Source organism: Pseudomonas sp. Tof1 (assembly GCF_055390395.1).
In genome coordinates, this window is the sequence record NZ_AP024344.1 from 682,318 (window position 1) to 704,332 (window position 22,015).

Sequence of the window (22,015 nt, forward strand, 5' to 3'; positions counted from 1 at the left end):
AGGAAATAGTGGCTCTATGCTAGCACTTCTGTGGTCGCGGTATATGTGCCATGCGTCAACTTCTCGAATTCATTTCGTGACCCTCTGGTCAGCGTCCGGAGTGACGGAGATGGTCAATTGGGCGGCGCTTGCATGAAGCGTCCCGCAGCCGCTTGATTTATAGTGGGGCGATGGATGGCAACGCGGCCGTGCCTTGCCCGACGAACGCCGGCCTTGAGGCGAATTCGGTTGGGCAGGGCACGATGGGCCAGGGTTGTGGTCAACCGATGAACTCAAGTGATCGAAAGGATAGAGCCATGCTGGACTGGAAAAAACGCGCAGGCAGCGCGCCGGAACGCGCTGCAGAACCCTCGCCGGCACCCCGCGGCTATTTTGCCGGCCTGCTGTTCAGTCGTGCCCTGGCAACCCTGGTCGGGTTGTACCTGGTGGTGACGATTCTGCTCGGCTGGTACTGGAGCCAGGAGCCGGCGCTGTTTCCCGTCCAGCAGAACGCGCAGATGGCCGCCGAGAAGCAGGGGCGCAAGATGGTCGTCGGTTATACCACGGTCGAGACCCTCAAGACGGTGGTCGGTACCCTGCTGAACAAGCCGGGTGGCTATCTCTCCAACGATCGTTTCCCGCCAGGTGTCTGGCTGGACAACATTCCCAGCTGGGAATACGGCGTGCTGGTCCAGGTGCGCGACCTGACTCGCGCCCTGCGCAAGGATTTCGCCCGCTCGCAATCGCAGTCGGCCGAAGACGCCGACCTGGCCAAGGCCGAGCCGCGCTTCAACTTCGACAACCGCAGCTGGATGCTGCCGTCCAGTGAGGCGGAGTACCAGGAGGGCATCAACTCCCTGGATCGCTACCAGGCCCGGCTGTCGGACCCTAACCAGAACAACGCGCTGTTCTACGCCCGTGCCGACAACCTGAACAACTGGCTCGGCGATGTCGCCACGCGCCTGGGCTCGCTGTCCCAGCGCCTGTCGGCCAGTGTCGGGCGGGTCAAGCTGAACTCCGCGCTGAAAACCGAAAGCGTGGCCCCGGGCCAGGTGCCGCAGGTTGACGAAGAAGTGGTCGAAACGCCATGGCTGCAGATCGACAACGTGTTCTACGAAGCCCGTGGCCAGGCCTGGGCGCTGTCGCACCTGCTGCGGGCGATCGAGGTCGACTTCGCCGACGTGCTGGCGAAGAAGAATGCGACGGTCAGCGTGCGGCAGATAATCCGCGAGCTGGAAGCCTCGCAGGAGCCGGTCTGGAGCCCGATGATCCTCAACGGCAGCGGCTTCGGCGTCCTGGCCAACCACTCGCTGGTCATGGCCAACTACATTTCGCGGGCCAACGCCGCGGTGATCGACCTGCGCCAACTGCTCAACCAGGGTTGATCGATGAATGTCTCCCCGAACGAGGTGGCGCATCGCGCCGCCTCCGATGCCGAGCTGATCGCCTGGGTCGACGACGACGATCGCCTGCAAGGCAGCCTCGCCCGCGCCGAGTTGCGTGAGCGCGGCCTGATCGGACGTGGCACCTATATCCTGCTGTTCAATTCGGCCGGTGAGCTGTGCGTGCATCGGCGGACCCTGAGCAAGGCCATCTATCCCGGCTACTGGGACGTGGCGGCCGGCGGCATGGTCCAGGCCGATGAAAGCTACGCCGAGTCGGCCGCCCGCGAGCTGGAGGAGGAGCTGGGCGTCAGTGGCGTACCCTTGACCGCCCACGAGCGTTTCTTCTTCGACCAGCCGGGCAACCGGCTCTGGTGCGCGGTGTTCAGTGCCGTCTGGGACGGGCCCTTGCGCCTGCAACCGGAAGAAGTGCTGGAGGCACGTTTCGTCGCGGTGGATACCGCGGTGGAGGAAAGCGCGCGCAAGCCCTACTGCCCGGACTCCCTGGCGGCCCTGAAGCGCTATTTGCAGGGCGTCGCAAAACCTTCATGAAATGGCGCCGATTGGCTCTTGGGTCATCGGCCTTTTGCCGTTACACTGCGCGACTTTTCAAGCTCAAGCGGCCTGGCCGCCTTGAGTAGCGCTGCCCCTGCCTGAGTGGGGCTTCGCGGTCGTCGCCCGTCATGGCTTTCGACCAGTCTTTCGTCCTCCCAAGAGGATTGCCGGTGGCCAAAAAAGCCGCATCCTTCGCCGCTCTCGGCGGCCTGGTGTTTTCCACCGACGCAGGCCGACATTGCCCCGACTGTAGCCAGCCGGTGGCCGCCTGTACCTGCAAACAGACCCGTATCCCCGAAGGCGACGGTATTGCCCGCGTGCGCCGCGAAAGCAAGGGCCGTGGCGGCAAGACGGTGACGACGATCACCGGCGTGCCCCTGGCCGAAGACGCCCTCAAGGAACTGGCCAGTACCTTGAAGAAACGCTGTGGTACCGGTGGCGCCCTGAAAGACGGCGTCATCGAGATCCAGGGCGACCATGTCGAGTTGCTGCTGGGCGAGCTGGTCAAACACGGTTTCAAGGCGAAGAAGTCCGGCGGCTAGCAGCCTCTGTGAAAACCACCGTGCAGTCGACCCGCCAGCCCGGATGAACCCGGCCTGGCAGTCGCGCCCATGGTTTTCACAGAGCCTGTTCCCGCACAGCCTCTTGGGGGCTGTACGAAATGTTTTCAACGCAGCCTGGGCGAGCGCGGATACATAGCGTACAGAGCCTAAACTCGGAGCTGTATCCGTGGTCTCACACGGATACAGGCGAATCGTCATTTTCATTCTTTAGACTGCGCGCAGCCTGGGTCCAGGCGGCGCTACCTGACTTCTTCTATAGGGGACTTCGATGTCCGTACGACGCACACGCAAAGACGATGGCAGCCAATGGACAGTTGCGGACAGCCGCAGTGTTTACGGGATTCGCCATTGGGGGGCCGGATATTTCGCGATCAATGATGCCGGTCGCGTAGAGGTTCGTCCGAACGGCCCGAACAGTTCGCCCATCGATCTCTTCGAGCAGGTCGACGAGCTGCGCAAGAGCGGCTTGTCCCTGCCCCTGCTGGTGCGCTTCCCGGATATCCTGCAGGACCGCGTCCGCCAACTGACCGGCGCGTTCGACGCGAACATCGCGCGCCTGGAATACCAGAGCAAGTACACCGCGCTGTATCCGATCAAGGTCAACCAGCAGGAAGCGGTGATCGAGAACATCATCGCCACCCAGAACGTCTCCATCGGCCTGGAGGCCGGCTCCAAGCCCGAGCTGCTGGCGGTGCTGGCGCTGGCGCCGAAAGGCGGCACCATCGTCTGCAACGGCTACAAGGACCGCGAGTTCATTCGCCTGGCGCTGATGGGCCAGAAGCTCGGTCACAACGTGTTCATCGTGATCGAGAAAGAGTCCGAGGTGGAACTGGTGATCGAGGAGGCCGCCTCCCTCAAGGTCAAGCCCCAGGTCGGCCTGCGGGTGCGCCTGTCGTCCCTGGCGTCGAGCAAGTGGGCCGATACCGGTGGCGAGAAATCCAAGTTCGGCCTGTCGGCGGCGCAACTGCTGTCGGTGGTCGAGCGTTTCCGCGCGGCCGGCCTCGACCAGGGCATCCGCCTGCTGCACTTCCACATGGGTTCGCAGATCGCCAACCTGGCCGACTACCAGTACGGCTTCAAGGAAGCGATCCGCTACTATGGCGAGCTGCGCAACCTCGGCCTGCCGGTGGATCACATCGACGTCGGTGGCGGCCTGGGGGTCGACTACGACGGTACCCACTCGCGTAACGCCAGTTCGATCAACTACGACATGGATGACTACGCCGGTGTCGTGGTCGGCATGCTCAAGGAGTTCTGCGACGCGCAGAACCTGCCGCATCCGAACATCTTCTCCGAGAGTGGCCGGTCGCTGACCGCCCACCACGCTATGCTGGTAGTGCAGGTGACCGACGTCGAGAAACACAACGACGACGTGCCGCACATCGAGAATCCGCAAAACCTGCCGGAAACCGTGCAGTGGCTGGTGGAACTGCTGGGCCCGACCGATATCGAGATGGTCACCGAAACCTACTGGCGCGCCACCCACTACATGAGCGACGTGGCCACCCAGTACGCCGATGGCAAGCTGACCCTGGCCGAGAAGGCCCTGGCCGAGCAGTGCTACTTCGCCGTGTGCCGGCGCCTGCACAACTCGCTGAAGGCCCGCCAGCGTTCGCATCGCCAGGTGCTCGACGAACTCAACGACAAGCTCGCCGACAAGTACATCTGCAACTTCTCGGTATTCCAGAGCCTGCCCGATACCTGGGCCATCGGCCAGGTGTTGCCGATCCTGCCGCTGCATCGGCTGAACGAGGAGCCGCTGCGGCGTGCGGTGCTGCAGGACCTGACCTGCGACTCCGACGGCAAGATCAAGCAGTACGTCGACGAGCAGAGCATCGAGACCAGCCTGCCGGTGCACGCGGTGAACGAAGGCGAAGACTACCTGCTGGGGATCTTCCTGGTCGGTGCCTACCAGGAAATTCTCGGCGACATGCACAACCTGTTCGGTGACACCGACTCGGTGAACATCTACCAGAATGCCGACGGCAGCGTGTACCACGCCGGTATCGAAACCCACGACACCATCGAGGACATGCTGCGTTATGTGCACCTGTCGCCGGAGGAACTGATGACCCACTACCGCGACAAGGTCGCCAGTGCCAGCATCAGCGTCAAGGAGCGGACCCAGTTCCTCGATGCATTGCGTCTGGGCCTGACCCGTTCGTCCTACCTGTCCTCATGAGGCAAGGCCGATAGTTCCTCGGAATCAGCCCTTTCAATAAAGGGCTTTTTCCTTTGATCGTGTAGGCTTGGTCTGAATCTCGAAAACCCACCCTCTGCGGTGGGTTTTTTATTGCCTAACGGCAAAGTGATGGCTTCATCGCTTCCGTGTTTTGTGTAGGTGATTTCTCTAACGCCTGTTTGCCCCTCTACTCGCTCTTTTCCCTCGGCGAAAATCCCCGGTTCACGTCGGGCCCATGTAGAGGAATATCCATGTTCGATCCAGCCAACCAGCCGTTTTTCCGTCTGGATGTTGCCGGCTTGTCCCGTCCTCTGGCTGTCACTTCCTTCAGCGGTCGCGAGGCGGTCAGCGAGCTGTTCGCCTTCGAACTGGACGTGCCCGACGAGACCATTGGAACGGATCCGGGCAGGCTGATGTACCGCAGTTGTTTTCTGTGCCTGGGGGCCGCCGATCAGGGTATCCATGCACAGATCCAGGGCGTCAACCTGCGTTGTTCCGGCCTGGCTCCGGGCCACTGCCGGCTGTTTCTCGGGCCGCGCCTGGGGCTGCTGGCGCAGCGCCTGCGTCGGCGCCTGTTCCAGCAGCGCACGGTACCGGGGATCATTGCCCAGGTGCTGGGTGAGCACGGCCTGCGGGATGACGCGTTTCGTTTCTCCCTCAAGGCGCGTTGTGTCCCGCGACCGTATTGCGTGCAGTTCGACGAATCCGACCTGGCGTTCGTCCAGCGACTCTGTGCCGAGGAAGGCATCCACTTTCACTTCCAGCACTCGCGGAACCATCATCGCCTGGTATTCACCGATGGGCTGGGTGCCTTGCGGCGGACCCGGGAAGCGCGCTTCTGCCCGGATGACGGACCCGGGGTCGAGGATTTCCAGGTCGCCCTGTCGGGGCGGCTGCCCCACCGTGGCGGGCGCGGCCAGGAGTTGGCGCAGGGCGAAAGCGATTTGCCGGGGCTTCATTGTGCAGCCTTTATGCCGCTGTCCGGGCATCCCTGCGCGGCGTGGAACCGCCTGTGGCTGATCACGGCGCTTGAGCATCGCGGCGACAGCAGCCCGCGCGAACCCTGGGGGTTGTTCTACCGCAACCTGTTCAGCGCGACCTCCTGGGAGGTGGCCCTGCGCACCTCCCGCCGTTATCCGAAACCGCGGTTGTCCGGCCTGTTTCGGGCCCGGCTGGCCGCTGGCGAGAGGCGCGCCAGCCCGGACGGGCAAGTGCGGCTCGCCGTGCAGTTGCTGGTCTTCTATCAGGGCGAGGGTGCCCGGCAGAGCACCTGCCACCTGCCGCTCGACCGCTCGGCGATGGCCGACGCCGATGCATTCGTTGCAGGGCTGGAGGTGGGGACGCCGCTCTGGGTGCGGTTTGCCGATGGCGACCCGGACCGGCCGCACATTGTCGGGCGCGCCGAGACCCGGCAGTGGCAGGCGCAGTCTGCCGGTGACCCGGTATGTGAACTGTTGCGTATGGGGCATCCACTGGTATTGCTGTGCCCCCTGCAAGCGATAGCCGGCCAGCTTCCTGCGGTTGCCGGGGTTGCCTGCCGTGAACACGAATGCGACATGGCTGCTGCTGGATATCCCCACGGCACCCGGCCTGGTTGCGGCCTTGCGGGAGCGCTATGCGCACTACGAAAGCTACCCGTTGTTCGAGGGTACGCCGTTCCACGGTGTGCGTGACTGGGGGCCGCGGCTGCTGCGACTGGCGGCGGATTGTCCGTTGGCGACGCTGAGCCAGGCCCGGCCCACGGCCTGGGGTGGGCTGTTCCTGCGTAGCCGGGCTCCCGTCCCCGTCCTGTTGGCCCATTTGCGGCAGATGCTGGTGGTGCGCTTCGACGGGGAGCGTCAGGGCGTGGTCAGCTATTACAACCCGCAGACCGCCAGCTATTTTTTTGACGGTACCGATAGCCGTGAACTGAGCCGTTGGCTTGGGCCGATCAGTCTTCTCTACTGGTACGGCGGCACCTGGGCCGACAAGGCTGCCGGTTGTCTCGGCTGGCAGCAGTTGATCAATCCGCAGTTGGAAGGGGCGGCCCTCGGCGCCGGGGAACCCCTCAGTGCCGCTCAGCAGCGGCGGCTGCAGGTGTGTCTGCTGGAGCGGCATGCCTACCAGTGGAGCCGGGCCAGCGGCCACGATTACGCCAGGACCTGGGGTCATCTGCAGGAGGGCGTCGCCCAGGGCTTTCGCGACAGTGCCAGCCTCGATGACTGGCTATGGTTGCGGGCGCAGTATCCAGCGGCGCCATTTCCATCCGGCCTACCGGGCGATACGCCGGGCGAGCGCCTGGAGCATCTGCGCCAGGCCTGGATGCGGGCGCGGGGCTGACTAGTGCGTCGGGCTGTTGAACCAGCGATCCCGCCGCTGCAGTTTCCAGGCACTAGCGCCCAGGGTCAGGCTGCGCAGCGACATGAACAGCAGGAACGCGATCCACAGGCCGTGATTGCCGTAGCGGCTCAGGATCCAGGCGAAGGGCAACGCGATCAGCACGCTGGCGAGCATCGCGTCGCGCATCTCACGGGCGCGGGTGGCACCGATGAACAAGCCGTCCAGCAGATAACTCCAGACCGCGACCAGCGGCAGCGCGGCCAGGTAGGGCAGATAGCCAAAGGCGGTTTCGCGCACACTGGGGATGTCGGTCTGCAGGGTGATGAACAGATGTCCGCCGAGCAGGAACAGCAAGGCGAAGCCGAGACTGGCCAGCAGTGACCAACCCGCGGCAACGACCAGCGAGCGACGCAGGGTCTGACGATCCCCGGCACCGATCGCGTGCCCGCACAGGGCTTCGACCGCATGGGCCAGGCCATCGAGGGCGTGCGCGGTCAGCAGCAGGCCGTTGAGCAGCAGGGCATTGGCGGCGACGGTGGCGTCGCCCAGGCGGGCACCTTGTATCGTGATCAGGAAAAACACCGATTGCAGGGCCATGCTGCGGATGAAGATATCGCGGTTGACGGTCAGCAAGGGACGCCAGTTGCGCCACAGGGCCAAGGCTGCCCAGGCCAGCTTGCCGGGGTAGCTGCGCAGGGCGCCGCCGGTCAGCGCCAGGCCGAGCAGGGCACCGCTCCATTCGGCGACGACCGACGCCCGCGCCGTGCCGACCACGCCCCATTCCAGGCCGAGTACGAACCACAGGTTCAGGGCGATGTTCATCAGGTTGGTGGTCAGCAGGATCGCCAGCGGCGCCCGGGCATTCTGGGTGCCGAGGAACCAGCCGACCAGCGCGTAGCTGGCCAGTGCCGCCGGCAGCCCGAACAGGCGGGTATGGAAGAAGTCCAGGGTCAGTTGCCGCAGTTCGACCGAGGGTTGCATGACTTGCAGCGCCAGATGGCTGAAGGGCAGTGCGATGACCCCGAGAAACAGCGCCAGCAGCAGACTCAGCAGAAGCCCCTGCAGGAGAACCTGCCGCAGCGCGGTCCCGTCGCCGCGTCCGGCGGCCTGGGCGGCGAAGCCGGTAGAGCCCATGCGCAGGAAACCCATGGCCCAGGCCAGGAAAATGTACAGGCTGGCCCCCACCGCCACGGCGCCCAACTGGTGGGCATGGGGCAGGTGACCGATCACCGTGCTGTCGACCAGCGCCACCAGTGGAACGGAAATATTCGACAGAATCATCGGTGCGGCGAGCGCCCAAACCCGCCGATGGGTGGGGCGGTCGCGCCAGTCAGTGAGCAGGGTGGACATGCAGGCTCCTCGCAAGAGCGCGCATTGTAGCCGTCGGTCGCGCAGCGGTCGTCAGTGAATGATCCAGCTCAGCAGCCAGAGCCCGAGCAGCAGCCAGATGATGCCGAGGAAGATCGAGGCGCGCATGAAGGCCCGGACTGCCGAGTAGAGGAACATCAGGCCGACGATCAGGGCCAGGATGCTGATCAGCGAGGTGTCCATGCCCAGGGCCCGGGCCAGGCCGTCGATGAAGTTGCCGCCGGCGTTGGCCAGCAGGCTGAACAGTCCGCCCAGGCCATCGACGATGAAGCGGATCACCGAGCCGAGCACCCGACCCAGCCACTCGAAAAAGCCTTCTACCTGCATATGCGTACCCTGGTGAGCGTGTGGCGCGGATTGTAGCCTTTGGCTGTGGAACTGGCAGCAAGGTTCCCGCTGGCATGGCGTGTGGAGAACAGGGGCTGATCGCTGGGGGCGGTCCCTGGAGCGGCGGTGGTCATTTCAGGCTGGCGGGCCAGGCGGCATTCTTCGCAGGCAGGCCCGCTCTCGCAAACGCGGGTTGTCAGGAGCCCACGACATGGATCCGCGGCTGCGGGAACAGGTTGTTGAGGGTTTCCAGCAGGCGCACGTGATAGATGGGTTTGCGGAACAGGTCCAGCACCTGCAGGCGCAGCATGTCGCTGACATCGTCCATGTCGGCATGCCCGGAGGTCACGATCACCGGCAGGTGCTGGCGTGAGGTGTGCTCGCGCAGCCGCTTGATCAGCGACATGCCGCTTTCCTCGGGCATGCGCAGGTCGGTAATGACCAGCGCGATGTCGGGGTGCTTGGTCAAGTGGAACAGGGCCTGCTTGACCGAGGTCGCGGTGAAGCAGGAGAACCCTTCTCCTTCCAGCAACTCGGCCAGCTCCAGGAGTGCGTCCTCTTCGTCATCCACTAGAAGGAGCTGTTGGCGTGGGGGAACAGAGGAAGTCATGAACGATTCCTGTGGCTGATTCGTCTTGAGAGTGTAGCGCCTCTTCGAGGTAGAAAAGAATGCTGAATTCAAGTCCCCAAGCCTGAGGACAGGTTTGTGAAAACTGTCTTGATCTTGTCACCGATTCCAGTCGACAGTCCTGCAATCACGACCGCCACCATCGCCGCCACAATCGCATATTCGATACCCGAAGCACCCTCCTTGCGACTCATGAAAAGCTGAACCTGAACATACAGCCTGGTAATGAAATCAAGGATCATCTGACAACTCCTTACGTCTTTAAACGCTGTATCAGCCGCCTTACGACATGGTTTCCCTATGCCATCACAGCATCGTCAACAAAGCGGCGGGCAACAACTGTAAGAAAGGATTAATCACAAAGTATTAGTCCGAAGGTTGGCGTCAATAAACGTCGGTTTCCTTTCTCTAATCTGCGGATATTTTCGGTTGGGTAATGGCATTTCGTCCTAGCTGGACTACCTTCAAATAGCGAAAAAGTTGATGTTCATAGCTGCCTGAATGCGAGGGTTTCGCGGGTCGCGCAGTCGGAAAGGGAGAGCCGTCATGAACAGTCGAGTGACCATGGGGCTGGCGGCCATCTTGTTGATCGCAGCGCTGGTTGTCGGATATTGGGGGCTGATGCTCAGTCATCCGCCGGCACCTGTGGTTCCGGCCGTCAGCGCACCTGTGGACAACCCGGCCGCTGCCGAGGAACCGGCGCGCCAGCCGGTGGTGGTGCTGGCCCACGATGTCCCTCCCTTCGTTCCCCTGACGGCCGCCGACCTGGTGATCGAGCGCCTGCGTATCGCCCCACCCGGCAGCTTCGGTTCGTTGCAGGAAGCGGTGGACCGCATTCCCTGGCGGCCCCTGAAGGCCGGGACCTGGCTCAGTGACGAGAGTTTCCAGGCCGGTGGCCCGCTGGCACGCATGATCCGTTCCGACGAGCGCGCGCTGGCAGTGGCCGTGGACGAGGTGATCGGGGCCGGCGGGCAATTGACGCCCGGGGACTATGTCGATGTGCTGCTGTTCCTGCGCCAGGATGCCAGCAATCTGCAGCAGTCGGCCCAGGTGGTGATTCCGGCGATGCGTCTGCTCAGCGTCGGCGAGCAACTGGGCCTGACCAATGATGGCAAGCCCGCGTCGGGCGCCAGTGCCAGTGAGCGGGCCAATCAGGAACTGCGTCGCGCGTCTGCCCGCACCGTGGTGCTGGCGGTTCCCGAACCGCTGTTGAGCCGGTTGATGCTGGCGACTCAGGTCGGCACCCTGCGCCTGGCGGTGCGCAGTGCCGATGAGCACCTGTTGCCTCGCTACTGGGCTGGCGAGAAGGTCGGTGCCGCCAACCTCAAGGCGGCCAGCGCCGAGCTGTTCCAGTTCAACCAGTTGGCCCTGGCCGGGGCCCCCAGGGGCCAGCCCCCGGTTGTCGAGAGCGGCGGGCGTGGCCAGGGGGCCGTGGTGATCCGTGGCAACCAAGTCAGTCAATCAACACCCTGATCTGCAAGGAAGCTTCGGATGAGTGGATCCCTGTCGAGCGTCAAACGAGTGGCCCGGGCCTTGTTCCGGTGGCGTTTGTCGGTGCAACGTAGCGGATTATCGAAATGAGCCAGAGCCTGAGCCAGACCTTCCTGGCAATCACCCGCAACACCACCGACCTGGAATGGCTGCAGGGCGCCCTGGCGCCGTTGGGCCAGGTGGTCAGCGCCGGCGGCAGTCTCGACGAGTTGCTGTCGCTGGTGGACGTCACCTTTGCCGGGCTGATTTTCGTCGGCCTCGACCGGGAGAACCTGGTGGCCCAGAGCGCCCTGATCGAAGGGTTGCTGGAGGCCAAGCCGATGCTGGCGATCGTCGCCCTCGGCGACGGCATGGACAACCAGCTGGTGCTCAATGCAATGCGCGCCGGAGCCCGGGACTTCGTCGCCTACGGCTCGCGCTCCAGCGAAGTGGCCGGGTTGGTCCGACGCCTGAGCAAGCGCCTGCCGGCGGTGGCACCGAGTGCGCAGATGGGCGGTTTCACCGTTCTGTACGGCGCCCAGGGCAATGCCGATGGGGCACTGTTGTCCACTCACCTGGCACTGGTAGTGCAGAAAAGCGGGCAACAGACCCTGCTGCTCGACCTCGGCCTGCCCCGGGGCGACAGCCTGGCGTTGCTCGGTCTGGAAAGCTCGTTCCATTTTGGCGACGCGCTGCGCCACCTGCGCCGCCTGGACTCGACGATGATCGACAGCGCCTTCACCCGCACCGAAGAGGGGCTGCGCATCCTCGCCTATGCCAGTGCCGACGAGCCCCTCAAGCGCACCAGCGCCGCCGAGTTGTACATGTTGCTCAGCGCCCTGCGCCAGCACTTCCAGCACATCATCGTCAATCTCACCGGACAGTCCGACAGCGAGGCCCTGCGCACTTTCGTCAGTCACTGCGACAAGCTGCTCTGGTACACCGACCAGAGTGTGCTCGATTGCCGACGCAACCTGACGATCCTCAACCTGTGGCGGGAAAAGGGCATGAAGCTCGACCACGCGCGGCTGCTGGTCGACCGTTATCTCAAGAACGTTTCACCGGACTCCGAAACCCTGGGCAAGACGTTCGGGCTGCCGGTCCTGTCGGTACTGCCCTTGAATGTCGAGGTGCGGCTGAATGCGAAGAACCAGGGCCAGACGCTGTTCGAGCTGGCCCCGCGCGAAGCCCTGACCCAGGGCCTCAAGTCCCTGGGCGAGCACCTGGCCAAGCGCTCCGAGGGCCGTACCAGGACCGCCGAGGGCTGGCTCAACCGGATCTGGGGGCATAAGTGATGAGCGAGAAACTGTTCGGCGGCCAGAGCCGTGGAGCGGCCGGCAACACCGATCATGAAGGGCTCAAGCTGGTTTTGCATCGCTACATCATCGATGCCATCGAGGAGTCGGGGAAGAACCTGCTGGAAGGCTCGCGCCAGGTCCTGGCGCAGTTCGTCATCGACAAGGTCGGCGAGTATGTGTCGCGCCTGCACCTGGCGATTTCCCGTTACGAGATGGAGCGGCTGGCGGAGGAGATCGTCGATGAACTGACCGGCTTCGGTCCGCTGGAGGTGCTGCTGCGTGACACGGCGGTCACCGAGATTCTGGTCAACGGACCGCATCGGGTGTTTCTCGAACGCGATGGCCTGTTGCACCAGAGCGACCTGCGTTTTATCGACGACCACCACGTGGAACGGGTCATCCAGCGGATCCTCGCGCCCCTCGGTCGACGCCTGGACGAGTCGTCACCGATGGTCGACGCACGGATGCCCGATGGCAGCCGGGTCAACGCGATCATTCCGCCGATCGCCCTGGACGGTCCTTGCCTGTCGATCCGCAAGTTTCGCAAGGACATGCTCAAGAGCAACGATCTGGTGGCGATGCAGACCATCGACCAGGCCATTCTCGAATTCTTCCAGGACGCCGTGGGCAAGCGCTGCAACATCCTGATCAGTGGCGGCACCGGCACCGGCAAGACCACCCTGCTCAATATCCTCAGCCAGTTGATCAACCGCCACCAGCGCCTGGTCACCATCGAGGACGTCGCCGAACTGCAACTCAACCATCCCCATGTGGTGCGCCTGGAGACCCGTCCGCCGAACGCCGAGGGCCATGGCGAGGTGAGGTCCAGCGACCTGATCCGCAACGCCCTGCGGATGCGCCCGGATCGGATCATCCTCGGCGAGATTCGCGGCGTGGAAGTGCTCGACGTGCTGACGGCGATGAACACCGGCCACGACGGTTCGATGAGCACGGTGCACGCCAACAATGCCCAGGACGCCCTGCTGCGCCTGGAAACCCTGGTGGGGCTGACCGGACGCCAGGTGGCGGAGAAGACCCTGCGCCAGATGATCTGCGCGGCGCTGGACGTGGTGATCCAGTTGACCCGCCTGCCCGATGGCCGTCGTTGTGTCAGCGAAGTGGTGGAGGTGGTCGGGGTTCGCGATGACATCTATGTCACCAACACCCTGTTCCGGCTCGATCGCCGCAACGGCTTCAGTTTCCAGCGCGATGCCGTCAACCCGGCGGGCGACAAGCTGCGGCGCGAGTTGCACCTGGGCTTCGACGATTGAGGAGGTCTGGCCATGTTCGCTCCGCTGTTGCTTGGGCTCACCTGCCTGCTGCTGCTCGGGCTCTCGCTGCGGCTGTTCTACCTGGCGATGCGCAAGACCGGCAACGAGCGGGTGCTCAGCCGTCTGACCGAGGGGCAACCGGAGTTGGTGACTGTCGCCAGTCCCGCCGGCCCGCTGAGGAACCATCTGGACCGGCTGTTCCTGCGTGCCGGGATGGATCGTCCGGGTGAGCGGCTGGTCCTGTGGCTGGTCGTCTGGATGGCGCTGGTCTTCCTGGGAGGGGTGTCAGTGGGGGTGGTCGGTCTGGTGCTGGTGTTGCTGATACCGCCGCTAGGCCTGAGGCTGTTCGTGGGCTGGCGTTACCGGCGGCGGGTGCGGCGGATGGTCGAGCAATTGCCGCAGATGCTCGACTATGCGGTGCGCAGCCTGAAGTCCGGGCGGACGCTGGCCGATGCGATCCTCGGTGGCATCGAGGCGTCGGCCGATCCGCTGCGCGAGTCCATGGCGCGTATCCGGCGTAACGTCGAACTGGGCGTCAGCCTGCCGGAGGCGGCCAGCGATTTCGCCGAGTTCTACGAGCGCGAGGAGTTTCGCTTCCTGGCACTTGGCCTGAAGGTCAACCACCGTTACGGCGGCAATGCCAGCGAACTGCTGGAAAACCTGATGAAGCTGATCCGCGAGCGCGATCAGGCCGCGCGGCAACTGCGCGCGATGACCGGCGAGACCCGCATGACCGCGGTGGTCCTGGCGCTCCTGCCGATCAGCGTGGCGGGTTACTTCATGGTGACCAACCCGGGGTATCTGCTGAACATGTGGCAGGATCCGAGCGGCCAGCGGATGCTGCTGTTTTCCTTTGGTCTGCAGGCGCTCGGTTGCCTGGCGCTGTGGCGCATGCTGCGGAGCGTATGACATGGCCCTGCTGATGAGTGTGCTGCTGTTTCTCGCCGCCCTGGTGCTGATCGTCGGCGACAGGCTGCAGAGGCGCCAGCGCGAACGGGCGGTGACCGAGCGTTTGCAGGGGCACATGGTGCGTGAGCGGCACAAGCTGAGCGATTGGCTGCGTGTTCTGGGTGAAACCCGTTTCGGCCAGCGCTCGGTGAGTATCGACAACGAAACCCAGGTGCTGCTCAACCGTATCGGTTGGCGCAAGGCGAACCAGCGCTCGTTGTTCGCCGCCTGCCAGATCGGCACGCCGGTACTGGTGCTGGTGCTCGTCCTGCTGGTACAGGGGCTGTTCTTTACCGAGCTGGAATCACCCTGGATCGCGCCGTTCCTCGGGCTGGCCGCCGGCTATCTGCTGCCCAAGCGCCTGTTGGTCATGGCCGCCACGCGTCGACAGCGGCAGGTCACTGTCGAGGTTTCGACCTTCATTCCGCTGTTGCGCATCCTCTTCGAGTCGGGCATGGCCGTGGAGCAGGCGTTGCGGGTGCTCGCCAGCGAATCCCGGCAACTGCTGCCGGTGCTGAGCGGCGAGTTGCAACTGGTCCTGGCCAGGGTCGATTCCGGTCTGGAGTTGAGCGAGGAACTGGGCAAGATGGCGCGGTTTCTGGCGGTCGACGAGTTCGACGACACTTGCGTCATTCTCCAGCAACTGCTCCAACAGGGCGGTGGGGCGATGAAGTCGTTGCTGGCGCTCAAGCAACTGCTCGATGACCGACGCCTGACCCGCTTGCAGGAGTACATCTCGAAGATGTCGGCGAAGATGTCGGTGGTGATGATGGTGTTTCTGTTTCCGGCGTTGTTGATCGTGCTCGCCGGCCCGGGTTTTACCGCCCTGAGCAAGGCCTTCGGCACGTCCTAGGCTATGTACGAAATCGCTTGAAACTTGGTTATGCGGCGTTAAAAACCGGCTCGGAATGCTCATTTACTCCAGTAAAGTCGGGCGCGACCCCGGCCGTTCCTCGCCGGTTTTTGCCTTGCCTAACCTGCGTTTCAAACAATTTCGTACACAGCCTAGGCGGGTTCAGTGAGCCGCCGCATCCCGCTGCCTTGGCCCGGCGGGCGACAGTGCCAGGGCCAGTTGCGTGCGGTTATGCATGTGGGTCAGTCGCAGCACCTGTGACACATAGAGCTTCACGGTATTTTCGGTGATGCCCAGTTCGCAGGCGATCTGGTAGTTGGTCTGGCCCTTGCCCACCAGGCGCGCCACCTCGATCTGGCGCGGTGACAACTGGCTGAAGATCTGCGCACCCGCCGGGCCCTGCGCCGTGTTCGATGCGTCTTCGGCGGCCTCCTCGCGACGCCCCTGGGGCGAGCGTCGGACACTGTCCAGGTCGTGATAGAGGTCATCGATGGACTCGGCGAGAAATTGCAGCTTCTGATTCAGGTGACCCAGACTTTCATGGTGCAGGCGTTCGGCGATCACCGCCTCCTGGCGTTGAATGCCTTCGAGCAGTTCCGCGAGGTCCACCGGTTTCTGGTAGTAATCGGCGATCCCGGCACGCAGGGCCTTGATCACGTCCTGCTTGTCGGCGCGCCCGGTCAGCATGATCGACTCGAAGATCCGGCGCTTGCCGGCCAGGCGCTGCAGCTCATGCACCAGCTCGACGCCATCGAGGTCGGGCAGATGCAGGTCGCACAGCACCAGGGCGATCCCGGAGTCTTCCCTGAAACGGTCGATGGCCACTTGGCTGGTCAGGGCGGGCACGCAGCGATAGCCGCTTTTTTCAAGAAATTCGCAGAGTTCTTCCACGATCAGCGGTTCGTCATCGACCACCAGCACCTTCATCTCAGAGACAAGCCTGTTCACGCGCTACTCCATGCTTTGCAAGCCAATGACCACGAGTTCCCTGCCCACGCGCGCAGCCTGGGGGCCTGAGATAAAAGTAGACGCACTTTCGCCCGCTGTACATCGCGGCCCCTAATGGAGGCTGGTGGTCATGCACAGCAGGCCGACCCACAGGAAAGGCGCGAACGGCTGTTTGTCCGAGGTTCCCGGCTCGAGGTTGTGCAGCATCCGCTTCAGCGGCTTGCCCAGCAGTGGCCAGAGCCGCGGGCCCAGCCAGAGCCAGAGCAGGCTGGCGACGCCGGCGCCGATGACCGTCCCGAGCAGGTAGCGGCTGTCGCTGGCCAGGGCCAGGGCGATCAGCAGCTTGACGTCGCCGGCTCCCAGGCGTGCCGTGACGTAGCCGGGCAGGGTCAGCAACAGGGCCAGCAGAAAGGCCCAGCCACCTTGCTCTGCCGAGGCCCCCAGCCAGGTAGTGCCACTCCAGAGCAGATAGAACAGCGCCAGTGCCGAGCCCCCAGGGTCAGGCTGTTGGCGATTTCCCGCTGGCGCAGGTCCTGCGCCGCGCAGAGTGTGAACCACAGAAGCAGGATGAGGCTGTGCATCGGCTAAAAAACGTCCTTTTCCGATGAATGATTCTATGCTGATAGCAACGTGCAGTTGTCAGGGTAGACGCAGTCATGATCCCAGGCCTCCCCGGAAAGCAAAAAGGCGCTGCCGCCATCGAGTTCGCGCTGGTCTTCGTGATCTTCTTCGCGGTGCTCTATGGCCTGGTCAGCTACAGCCTGCCGATGCTCATGGTGCAGTCCTTCAATGCCGCGACCGCCGAGGGCGTGCGGCAGGGCGCCCAGGTTGACCCGGTGGCCAGCGGCAACAACTACGCCACGCTGCTCAAGAGCACGGCGACAGCGGCGGCGGCCCAACGCCTGCAATGGATTCCGGCGGCGCTGAGTTTCAATGCGTCCAGCGATATCACCGCCACCTATACGGGGGCCTGCTGACGGTCAGTATCCAGTATCCGACCTCCCGCTTGCGCAGCGTGCTGCCGTTCCTGGTGCTGCCCGGGATCGGCACGGTGCCCAACCTGCCAGCCAATCTCAAGGCCAGCGCGAGCATGCAGTTTTGAGTTCCGGGGATCGGCTGTTGGGTCGTCTGCTCGGCCGGGCGGCGGAGCCCGCGCTCGCTCCTGCGTCCGAACCGTCGACCTCGGCGGCCGAATTGCGGATTCGCCTCGATGGCGATGGCCGCGTACTGGACGTCGCCGGGCCGCTGCGACATGGCTTGGCGGCACTGCCTCAGGGGGCGAGCTATCCACTGCGGGAGCTGCTGAGTGTGTCCAGCCACCTGTCGGTCGAAGGGCTGCCGGCGGACTGGCTCGGGCATATCCTCGACCTGGACTTCAACGGCCTGGCCGGACAGGTCGTGCACACCCGTGGCTGGCTCCAGCCCCATCAGGGCGGCTGGCTGTTGCAGGCGCTGGATGTCGGTGATCTGCTCAAGGACCACCAGGCCGCTGAGAATCGTGAGTACCTGCAGCACTTCGCCGCGCGAGTGAGCGAACAGTTGCGCCTGTGCAGCGTGGCGCGCCTGCCCCAGGTGCTGGCCGAGCAACTGCAGGCCCTGGCCCAGCGTTGGCATATTCCCTGTCTGGCCCTGGCCCTGCTCGATGGGCCCGGGCAGCAGTGGCAGGTGCACAGCCACTACCGGGCCCATGACGCCCCGCCGCTCTGGCACGACGGCCAGGCCCTGGGCACCGGCCTGGACAGCCTGAACGGCACCGCGCCGCTGCGTCTGGACGTGCGTGACGGCCTCAGCGAGTACCCGCGCCTGCTGGGCGTGATGGGCAATGCCGATGGTCTGCTGGTGCCCTTTCACGATGAGCATGGCGTCGCCGCCTGGCTGCTGTGCGGGTTCTATCCGGTGCGGCAACGCGCACCGCAGCTCAGCGACCAGGACTGGCTGCAACTGACGGCAGCCCTGGCCGCACCCTTACTGGGCCGGCGCCGTCAGCAGTTGCATCTGCAGCAGCAGGAACGCCTGGAGAGCCTCCAGGAACTGCTGGGCACGGGCTGGTGGGAATGGTCGCCGGCCAGGGACGAGTTGCAATTGGCGGCCCCCCTGGCCCAGACATTGGGCTTGGGCGAATCGACCTCGCTGCTGTCGATGGAAGACTGGCTGGCGGTGATCCATCCTGCGGACCGCGAGGAACTGGGCAGTTGCCTGAATGATCTGCGCCAGGGCCGGTCGATGCTGCTTTGCGTGCGCCTGTACCAGGACGACAGTGCGGATAATCCGCGCTGGTATCGGCTCCAGGGCCAGGCACTGGGGAGCGGCGAGACGCAACGGATCGTCGGCTTCATGCTCGACATCAGCGACGTCAAGAACCAGGAGCAGGCGGCTGCCGCTGCCCATGCGCGGCTGGAAAACCTGATCGCCAGCTCACCGGCGGTGATCTATGTCCAGCGTTACGTCGAGGGGGCATTGATACCCGTGTTCTTCAGCCACAGCCTGTTGCCCCTGTTGGGCCGGACCCTGGCCGATTGCACCCGGGATGGCTTGGCGCAGTGGATTCACCCCGAGGACCGCGACCGCTATTTCGAGCGTACCCGCCAACTGTTGCGCGAAGGCCATGTCAGTTGCCGTTACCGGCTCCGGGACCTGCGCGGCGACTACCACTGGCTGCTCGACGAGGCCCGGTTGTTGCGCGATGACCTGGGGATGCCGGTGGAGGCGGTGGGGCTGTGGATGGACGTCACCGAGGCGACCCTGGCCGCCGAACGCATCGAAAAAAGCGAGGAGCGCTATCGGGTCCTGGTGGAGGACTCGCCGGCGATGATCTGCCGCTATCGGCCGGACCTGACCCTGATTTTCGGCAACCAGCCGCTGGCGAAGTATCTGGAATACGCGCCGGAGCAGTTGCCGGGGATGAACCTGGGCAACTGGATGTCGCCGGAGCAGCATGCGGCATTCGTTCGACGCCTGGAACAACTGACGCCCGAGCTGCCGGTCAGCACGGCCGAGATCAGTCTGCAATTGCCCGGCCGCGAGCATGCCTGGTGGGTCTGGTCGGACCGTGGCCTGTTCGATGCGCAGGGTCGCCTGCAGGAGATCCAGGCCGTCGGCCGCGACAACACCGAGGTGCGCCGTTCCCAGCAACAGCTGACCCAGAGTGCGAAAATGGCCACCCTTGGCGAGATGGCCACGGGCCTGGCCCATGAAATCAACCAGCCGCTGAACGTCATGCGCATGGCCATCGTCAACGTGCTCAAGCGCCTGGGTAATGGCGATGTGCAGATCGACTATCTGCAGGACAAGCTCAACCGCATCGATGCCCAGGTCCAGCGGGCGGCGCGGGTGGTCGATCACATGCGGGTGTTCGGCCGTCGGTCGGAGATCGAGGCCGCGCCGTTCAACCCGGCCCAGGCGGTGGAGGGCACCCTGTCGCTGCTCAGCGAAGGCATGAAGGGCAAGGGCGTGCAGTTGCGCGTGCCACCGATCGAGTTCGAGGTACAGGTGCGGGGTTTTGTCGACCAGTTGGAGCAGGTGCTGATCAACCTGATGGTCAATGCCCGGGATGCGCTGCTGAGCAAGCGCGAGAAGCAGCGCGACTTCGAACCCTGGATCTCGGTCACCGCCGAGCGTGACGAGCGTTCGGTACGGCTGATCGTCGAGGACAATGGCGGCGGCATCGACCCGCGCCTGCTGGAGCGGATCTTCGAGCCGTTCTTCACCACCAAGCCGGTGGGCATCGGTACCGGCCTGGGGCTGTCGGTGAGCTACGGCATCGTCGAGAACATGGGCGGGCGGATGAGCGTGCGCAACGGCGACGATGGCGCACGGTTCTGTGTCGAGTTGCCGCTGGTGCTAGATCACTAGGTAGGCCTTGCCGGTCTGGCCGCAGGTGAGGTTGGCGCCGACGTCGGTCTGGTTGAGGTTGATGCCCAGGGCGGACAGCAGATTATTGACCAGGGGGTCCAGCAATGGACTGAGCAGGCCGGTTATCACGGGCGTCAGCAGGCTGCTGACGCCGCTGATCAGGCCGCCAGCGGCAGCGACGATGTTTCCCAGCGGATTGCTGTTGACCGGCTGGTAGACGTTCAAGCTGATGCCCGACAAGGTGCTGGCCAGGCTGGCGACCACATTCGAAGTCGGCGTCGCGGCCAATACGCTGGGCGGCAGATTGAGGTTGGGAGGCGTCGCATAGGGTGAGGCGGCGCTGGCGAACACCAGGTCCTGGGTATTTTGTCCGACGCTGGTGTTTACCATGAGGCCTATGCCCCCCGCCGCAAATGCGTTTCTGGCCGGGCCGCAACTGCCTACGCCGAGAATCTTGTGACATGTCCAGGTTCCCAGATCGATCAGCGGCAGTGGGGCGACGGTAGGTTCTGCCGAGGATGCGAAGGCACTCGTCGGGTCTATCTGGCCCACTTTCAGGCTGGCTATCGATGTGGTGGTCCGAGCGGTCAGGCTTTTTGTACCGGCATTGTTCACCGGGCAGCCATAGGCGGTGACATAGCTTTCGGCCCCTCCGGTGTCCAGGCTGACGTTGATTTGCGGGGTGTTGAGTATCTGCGGGCTAAGCTGCATGCAGCCGGCTCCCAGCAGGCAGCTTGCCGAGTTGATGGTTGCGGCAAGGTTCAGGCTCAGCAGCGCGTTCAGGGTGGGGGTCAGATTGGCGACAAGTCCCAGGGTCGCATTGGCCAGGCCGGTTATACCCGACAGTACGGGCAGGTTGACGGATATGAAGGTTCTGACTTGTGCTGTACGTACATAAATGCGGTTGGGGCCCAGTCTAGTGTCGCCGGCAACGGCCAGTTTCGGATCGCCCATCGCGGACAGTTGTGGCGCCTGTATGACCTTCACCTGCAGTGTCACACCCGCCAGCCCCAGCACATTGACCGGGAGTGTCGCTGCTGCTGCACTTTGACTGTTGGAGAGCTGGATGAAACCCTGGATCAGTTGGAATAACTGGATGTTGGCGTTCAGTCCGCTCGAGGGAGTGCCGGTTTGCAATTGCAGCAGGTCGCCAACCCTGATCGGGGTGGTATTGGCCGCAGCGATTTGCAGATTGCCCAGCGCCGTCACGACATCGGCGCTCGCGCCATTCATTTGGGCGACGGTTGCGGCCACCTGGACCAGTTGGGTCACGGCCACCGTCGTGTTGAGCAACTGCGTGTAGTTACCTGCCGAGACATTCAGCCTGATTGCCAGTTGGTCCAGATAACTGAGCAGGTTGATATCGGTGCCGAGCAGGCCATTCCACCCGGCGGCGGTCAGACTCACGCTGCCCCCCAGCAGGCCGGAGAAGATCGGATTGAGCAGGTTGGACTTGGCGGTATCGACCGTTCCCAGTGAACTGCGCAGCGTCAGTTGGGCAATGGTCGGTTGGGGCGTGGCGGCGACGGCGGTTGCTGTCAACTGGGTGGTGGTGCTGGTTGTTCCTTTTGCAAACAGCGCATGGATCCCCGCTGCGATACTGGTCGTGACGGTGTTGCTGGCGATCACGCGAATGGCCGTGGATTGAGTGGCGTCGGCAGAGAAGGTTCGCAGGTTGGCGGCGCTGGTCACGATGCGGCCACAGGTGACGTTCAGGGTCTGGCCGGTGCCTGGAGTAAAACCGTTACGGGTTGCGCTTTGCGTGGCATAGCTGGCCGCGCTCAGTCCCGCCTCGCAGTTTCCGCCACGAGTGACAGCCTCCAGCGCCGCCGTATCGGCAACCCGCTGCAAGCTGCGCTTCGCCAGGTACAGTCGTCCGCTGTCGACCACCACCACCATGCTCAGCAGCGCCAGGCCGAGCGTCAGGGCGGCCATCAGGCCGATCGCGCCGCGCTGCTTCGACGGGCCGCGAAACACCGGCGAGCGACGGGGGAAAGACATCGAGCACTCCTTTGCCGGCGCGTGGCCGAGCGCTTACTTTCCTGTATTGCCTGCCAGTGTAGTCAAGGCCG

At 64.1% G+C, this 22,015-nt stretch carries 18 protein-coding genes and 2 pseudogenes; 13 read left to right on the forward strand and 7 right to left on the reverse strand.

Annotated elements, in window-relative coordinates:
- Positions 1-296 precede the first annotated feature (296 nt).
- The 6 genes from ACZ5KU_RS03050 (at position 297) to ACZ5KU_RS03075 (ending at position 6,980) form a co-directional block, all read left to right on the forward strand.
- Positions 297-1,364, forward strand: a complete 1,068-nt coding sequence (locus ACZ5KU_RS03050) for a DUF2333 family protein (protein WP_017903776.1) — start codon at positions 297-299, stop codon at positions 1,362-1,364.
- 3 nt (positions 1,365-1,367) lie between these two features.
- A complete protein-coding gene (locus ACZ5KU_RS03055; RefSeq protein WP_054060073.1) occupies positions 1,368-1,913 on the forward strand; it encodes an NUDIX hydrolase in 546 nt (181 codons plus the stop codon).
- Between the two features lie 173 nt (positions 1,914-2,086).
- Positions 2,087-2,458: a translation initiation factor Sui1 gene (locus ACZ5KU_RS03060; RefSeq protein WP_017903778.1), complete on the forward strand. Its 372-nt coding sequence runs from the start codon at positions 2,087-2,089 to the stop codon at positions 2,456-2,458.
- A gap of 289 nt (positions 2,459-2,747) precedes the next feature.
- Positions 2,748-4,661, forward strand: coding sequence for an arginine decarboxylase (speA, locus tag ACZ5KU_RS03065; RefSeq protein ID WP_054060075.1), 1,914 nt, complete (start codon positions 2,748-2,750; stop codon positions 4,659-4,661).
- A gap of 251 nt (positions 4,662-4,912) precedes the next feature.
- Entirely contained in the window at positions 4,913-6,334 is a 1,422-nt protein-coding gene (locus tag ACZ5KU_RS03070) for a contractile injection system protein, VgrG/Pvc8 family (RefSeq protein ID WP_464736820.1), read from the forward strand.
- Entirely contained in the window at positions 6,222-6,980 is a 759-nt protein-coding gene (locus ACZ5KU_RS03075; RefSeq protein ID WP_464737384.1) for a DUF4123 domain-containing protein, read from the forward strand. The genes ACZ5KU_RS03070 and ACZ5KU_RS03075 overlap by 113 nt, the downstream gene beginning before the upstream one ends.
- Here the strand turns inward: ACZ5KU_RS03075 and ACZ5KU_RS03080 are convergent, their stop codons facing one another.
- The 4 genes from ACZ5KU_RS03080 to ACZ5KU_RS03095 form a co-directional block, all read right to left on the reverse strand.
- A complete protein-coding gene (locus ACZ5KU_RS03080; protein WP_416771592.1) occupies positions 6,981-8,330 on the reverse strand; it encodes an MATE family efflux transporter in 1,350 nt (449 codons plus the stop codon).
- Between the two features lie 51 nt (positions 8,331-8,381).
- Entirely contained in the window at positions 8,382-8,675 is a 294-nt protein-coding gene (locus ACZ5KU_RS03085) for a hypothetical protein (RefSeq protein ID WP_054060079.1), read from the reverse strand.
- A gap of 196 nt (positions 8,676-8,871) precedes the next feature.
- Positions 8,872-9,285 carry a response regulator gene (locus ACZ5KU_RS03090; protein ID WP_026007664.1) on the reverse strand — a complete coding sequence of 138 codons (414 nt, stop codon included), beginning with the start codon at positions 9,283-9,285 and terminating at the stop codon, positions 8,872-8,874.
- Positions 9,286-9,353: 68 nt separating this feature from the next.
- Positions 9,354-9,545 carry a Flp family type IVb pilin gene (locus ACZ5KU_RS03095; protein ID WP_054060080.1) on the reverse strand — a complete coding sequence of 64 codons (192 nt, stop codon included), beginning with the start codon at positions 9,543-9,545 and terminating at the stop codon, positions 9,354-9,356.
- Positions 9,546-9,849: 304 nt separating this feature from the next.
- Here ACZ5KU_RS03095 and cpaB point away from each other — a divergent pair, with 304 nt between their 5' ends.
- The 5 genes from cpaB to ACZ5KU_RS03120 all read left to right on the forward strand — a co-directional run bounded on the left by cpaB (position 9,850) and on the right by ACZ5KU_RS03120 (position 15,143).
- Positions 9,850-10,776, forward strand: coding sequence for a Flp pilus assembly protein CpaB (gene cpaB / locus ACZ5KU_RS03100; RefSeq protein ID WP_416771594.1), 927 nt, complete (start codon positions 9,850-9,852; stop codon positions 10,774-10,776).
- Positions 10,777-10,880: 104 nt separating this feature from the next.
- Positions 10,881-12,068, forward strand: coding sequence for an AAA family ATPase (locus ACZ5KU_RS03105; RefSeq protein ID WP_054060082.1), 1,188 nt, complete (start codon positions 10,881-10,883; stop codon positions 12,066-12,068).
- A complete protein-coding gene (locus ACZ5KU_RS03110) occupies positions 12,068-13,342 on the forward strand; it encodes a CpaF family protein (RefSeq protein WP_054060083.1) in 1,275 nt (424 codons plus the stop codon). Before ACZ5KU_RS03105 ends, ACZ5KU_RS03110 begins: the two co-directional genes overlap by 1 nt.
- A gap of 12 nt (positions 13,343-13,354) precedes the next feature.
- Positions 13,355-14,251 (forward strand): type II secretion system F family protein, encoded by an 897-nt coding sequence (locus tag ACZ5KU_RS03115; protein WP_464736821.1) that lies wholly within the window; start codon positions 13,355-13,357, stop codon positions 14,249-14,251.
- Position 14,252: 1 nt separating this feature from the next.
- Positions 14,253-15,143, forward strand: a complete 891-nt coding sequence (locus tag ACZ5KU_RS03120) for a type II secretion system F family protein (RefSeq protein WP_054060085.1) — start codon at positions 14,253-14,255, stop codon at positions 15,141-15,143.
- A gap of 162 nt (positions 15,144-15,305) precedes the next feature.
- On the opposite strand, the gene ACZ5KU_RS03125 is transcribed toward ACZ5KU_RS03120, so the two are convergent.
- Positions 15,306-16,091 carry a response regulator transcription factor gene (locus ACZ5KU_RS03125; RefSeq protein ID WP_054060086.1) on the reverse strand — a complete coding sequence of 262 codons (786 nt, stop codon included), beginning with the start codon at positions 16,089-16,091 and terminating at the stop codon, positions 15,306-15,308.
- Between the two features lie 111 nt (positions 16,092-16,202).
- Positions 16,203-16,672 (reverse strand): annotated as a pseudogene (locus ACZ5KU_RS03130) (A24 family peptidase).
- A gap of 75 nt (positions 16,673-16,747) precedes the next feature.
- Here ACZ5KU_RS03130 and ACZ5KU_RS03135 point away from each other — a divergent pair.
- Both ACZ5KU_RS03135 and ACZ5KU_RS03140 read left to right on the forward strand, forming a co-directional pair.
- Positions 16,748-17,193: pseudogene (locus ACZ5KU_RS03135) on the forward strand (TadE/TadG family type IV pilus assembly protein).
- A complete protein-coding gene (locus tag ACZ5KU_RS03140; RefSeq protein WP_464736822.1) occupies positions 17,190-19,943 on the forward strand; it encodes a PAS domain-containing sensor histidine kinase in 2,754 nt (917 codons plus the stop codon). The pseudogene ACZ5KU_RS03135 and the gene ACZ5KU_RS03140 overlap by 4 nt, the downstream one beginning before the upstream one ends.
- Here the strand turns inward: ACZ5KU_RS03140 and ACZ5KU_RS03145 are convergent.
- The gene (locus ACZ5KU_RS03145; RefSeq protein ID WP_464736823.1) at positions 19,932-21,944 is read right to left on the reverse strand and encodes a pilus assembly protein TadG-related protein; all 2,013 of its coding nucleotides are present in this window, start codon (positions 21,942-21,944) and stop codon (positions 19,932-19,934) included. The genes ACZ5KU_RS03140 and ACZ5KU_RS03145 overlap by 12 nt on opposite strands.
- Between the last annotated feature and the right edge of the window lie 71 nt (positions 21,945-22,015).

Coding starts and splice junctions, on each gene's coding strand:
- ACZ5KU_RS03115 (WP_464736821.1), top strand. CDS start 13,355: ATGTTCGCTCCGCTGTTGCTTGGGCTCACCTGCCTGCTGCTGCTCGGG.
- ACZ5KU_RS03070 (WP_464736820.1), top strand. CDS start 4,913: ATGTTCGATCCAGCCAACCAGCCGTTTTTCCGTCTGGATGTTGCCGGC.
- ACZ5KU_RS03095 (WP_054060080.1), bottom strand. CDS start 9,545: ATGATCCTTGATTTCATTACCAGGCTGTATGTTCAGGTTCAGCTTTTC.
- ACZ5KU_RS03050 (WP_017903776.1), top strand. CDS start 297: ATGCTGGACTGGAAAAAACGCGCAGGCAGCGCGCCGGAACGCGCTGCA.
- speA (WP_054060075.1), top strand. CDS start 2,748: ATGTCCGTACGACGCACACGCAAAGACGATGGCAGCCAATGGACAGTT.
- ACZ5KU_RS03090 (WP_026007664.1), bottom strand. CDS start 9,285: ATGACTTCCTCTGTTCCCCCACGCCAACAGCTCCTTCTAGTGGATGAC.
- ACZ5KU_RS03110 (WP_054060083.1), top strand. CDS start 12,068: ATGAGCGAGAAACTGTTCGGCGGCCAGAGCCGTGGAGCGGCCGGCAAC.
- ACZ5KU_RS03085 (WP_054060079.1), bottom strand. CDS start 8,675: ATGCAGGTAGAAGGCTTTTTCGAGTGGCTGGGTCGGGTGCTCGGCTCG.
- ACZ5KU_RS03120 (WP_054060085.1), top strand. CDS start 14,253: ATGGCCCTGCTGATGAGTGTGCTGCTGTTTCTCGCCGCCCTGGTGCTG.
- cpaB (WP_416771594.1), top strand. CDS start 9,850: ATGAACAGTCGAGTGACCATGGGGCTGGCGGCCATCTTGTTGATCGCA.
- ACZ5KU_RS03055 (WP_054060073.1), top strand. CDS start 1,368: ATGAATGTCTCCCCGAACGAGGTGGCGCATCGCGCCGCCTCCGATGCC.
- ACZ5KU_RS03145 (WP_464736823.1), bottom strand. CDS start 21,944: ATGTCTTTCCCCCGTCGCTCGCCGGTGTTTCGCGGCCCGTCGAAGCAG.
- ACZ5KU_RS03080 (WP_416771592.1), bottom strand. CDS start 8,330: ATGTCCACCCTGCTCACTGACTGGCGCGACCGCCCCACCCATCGGCGG.
- ACZ5KU_RS03105 (WP_054060082.1), top strand. CDS start 10,881: ATGAGCCAGAGCCTGAGCCAGACCTTCCTGGCAATCACCCGCAACACC.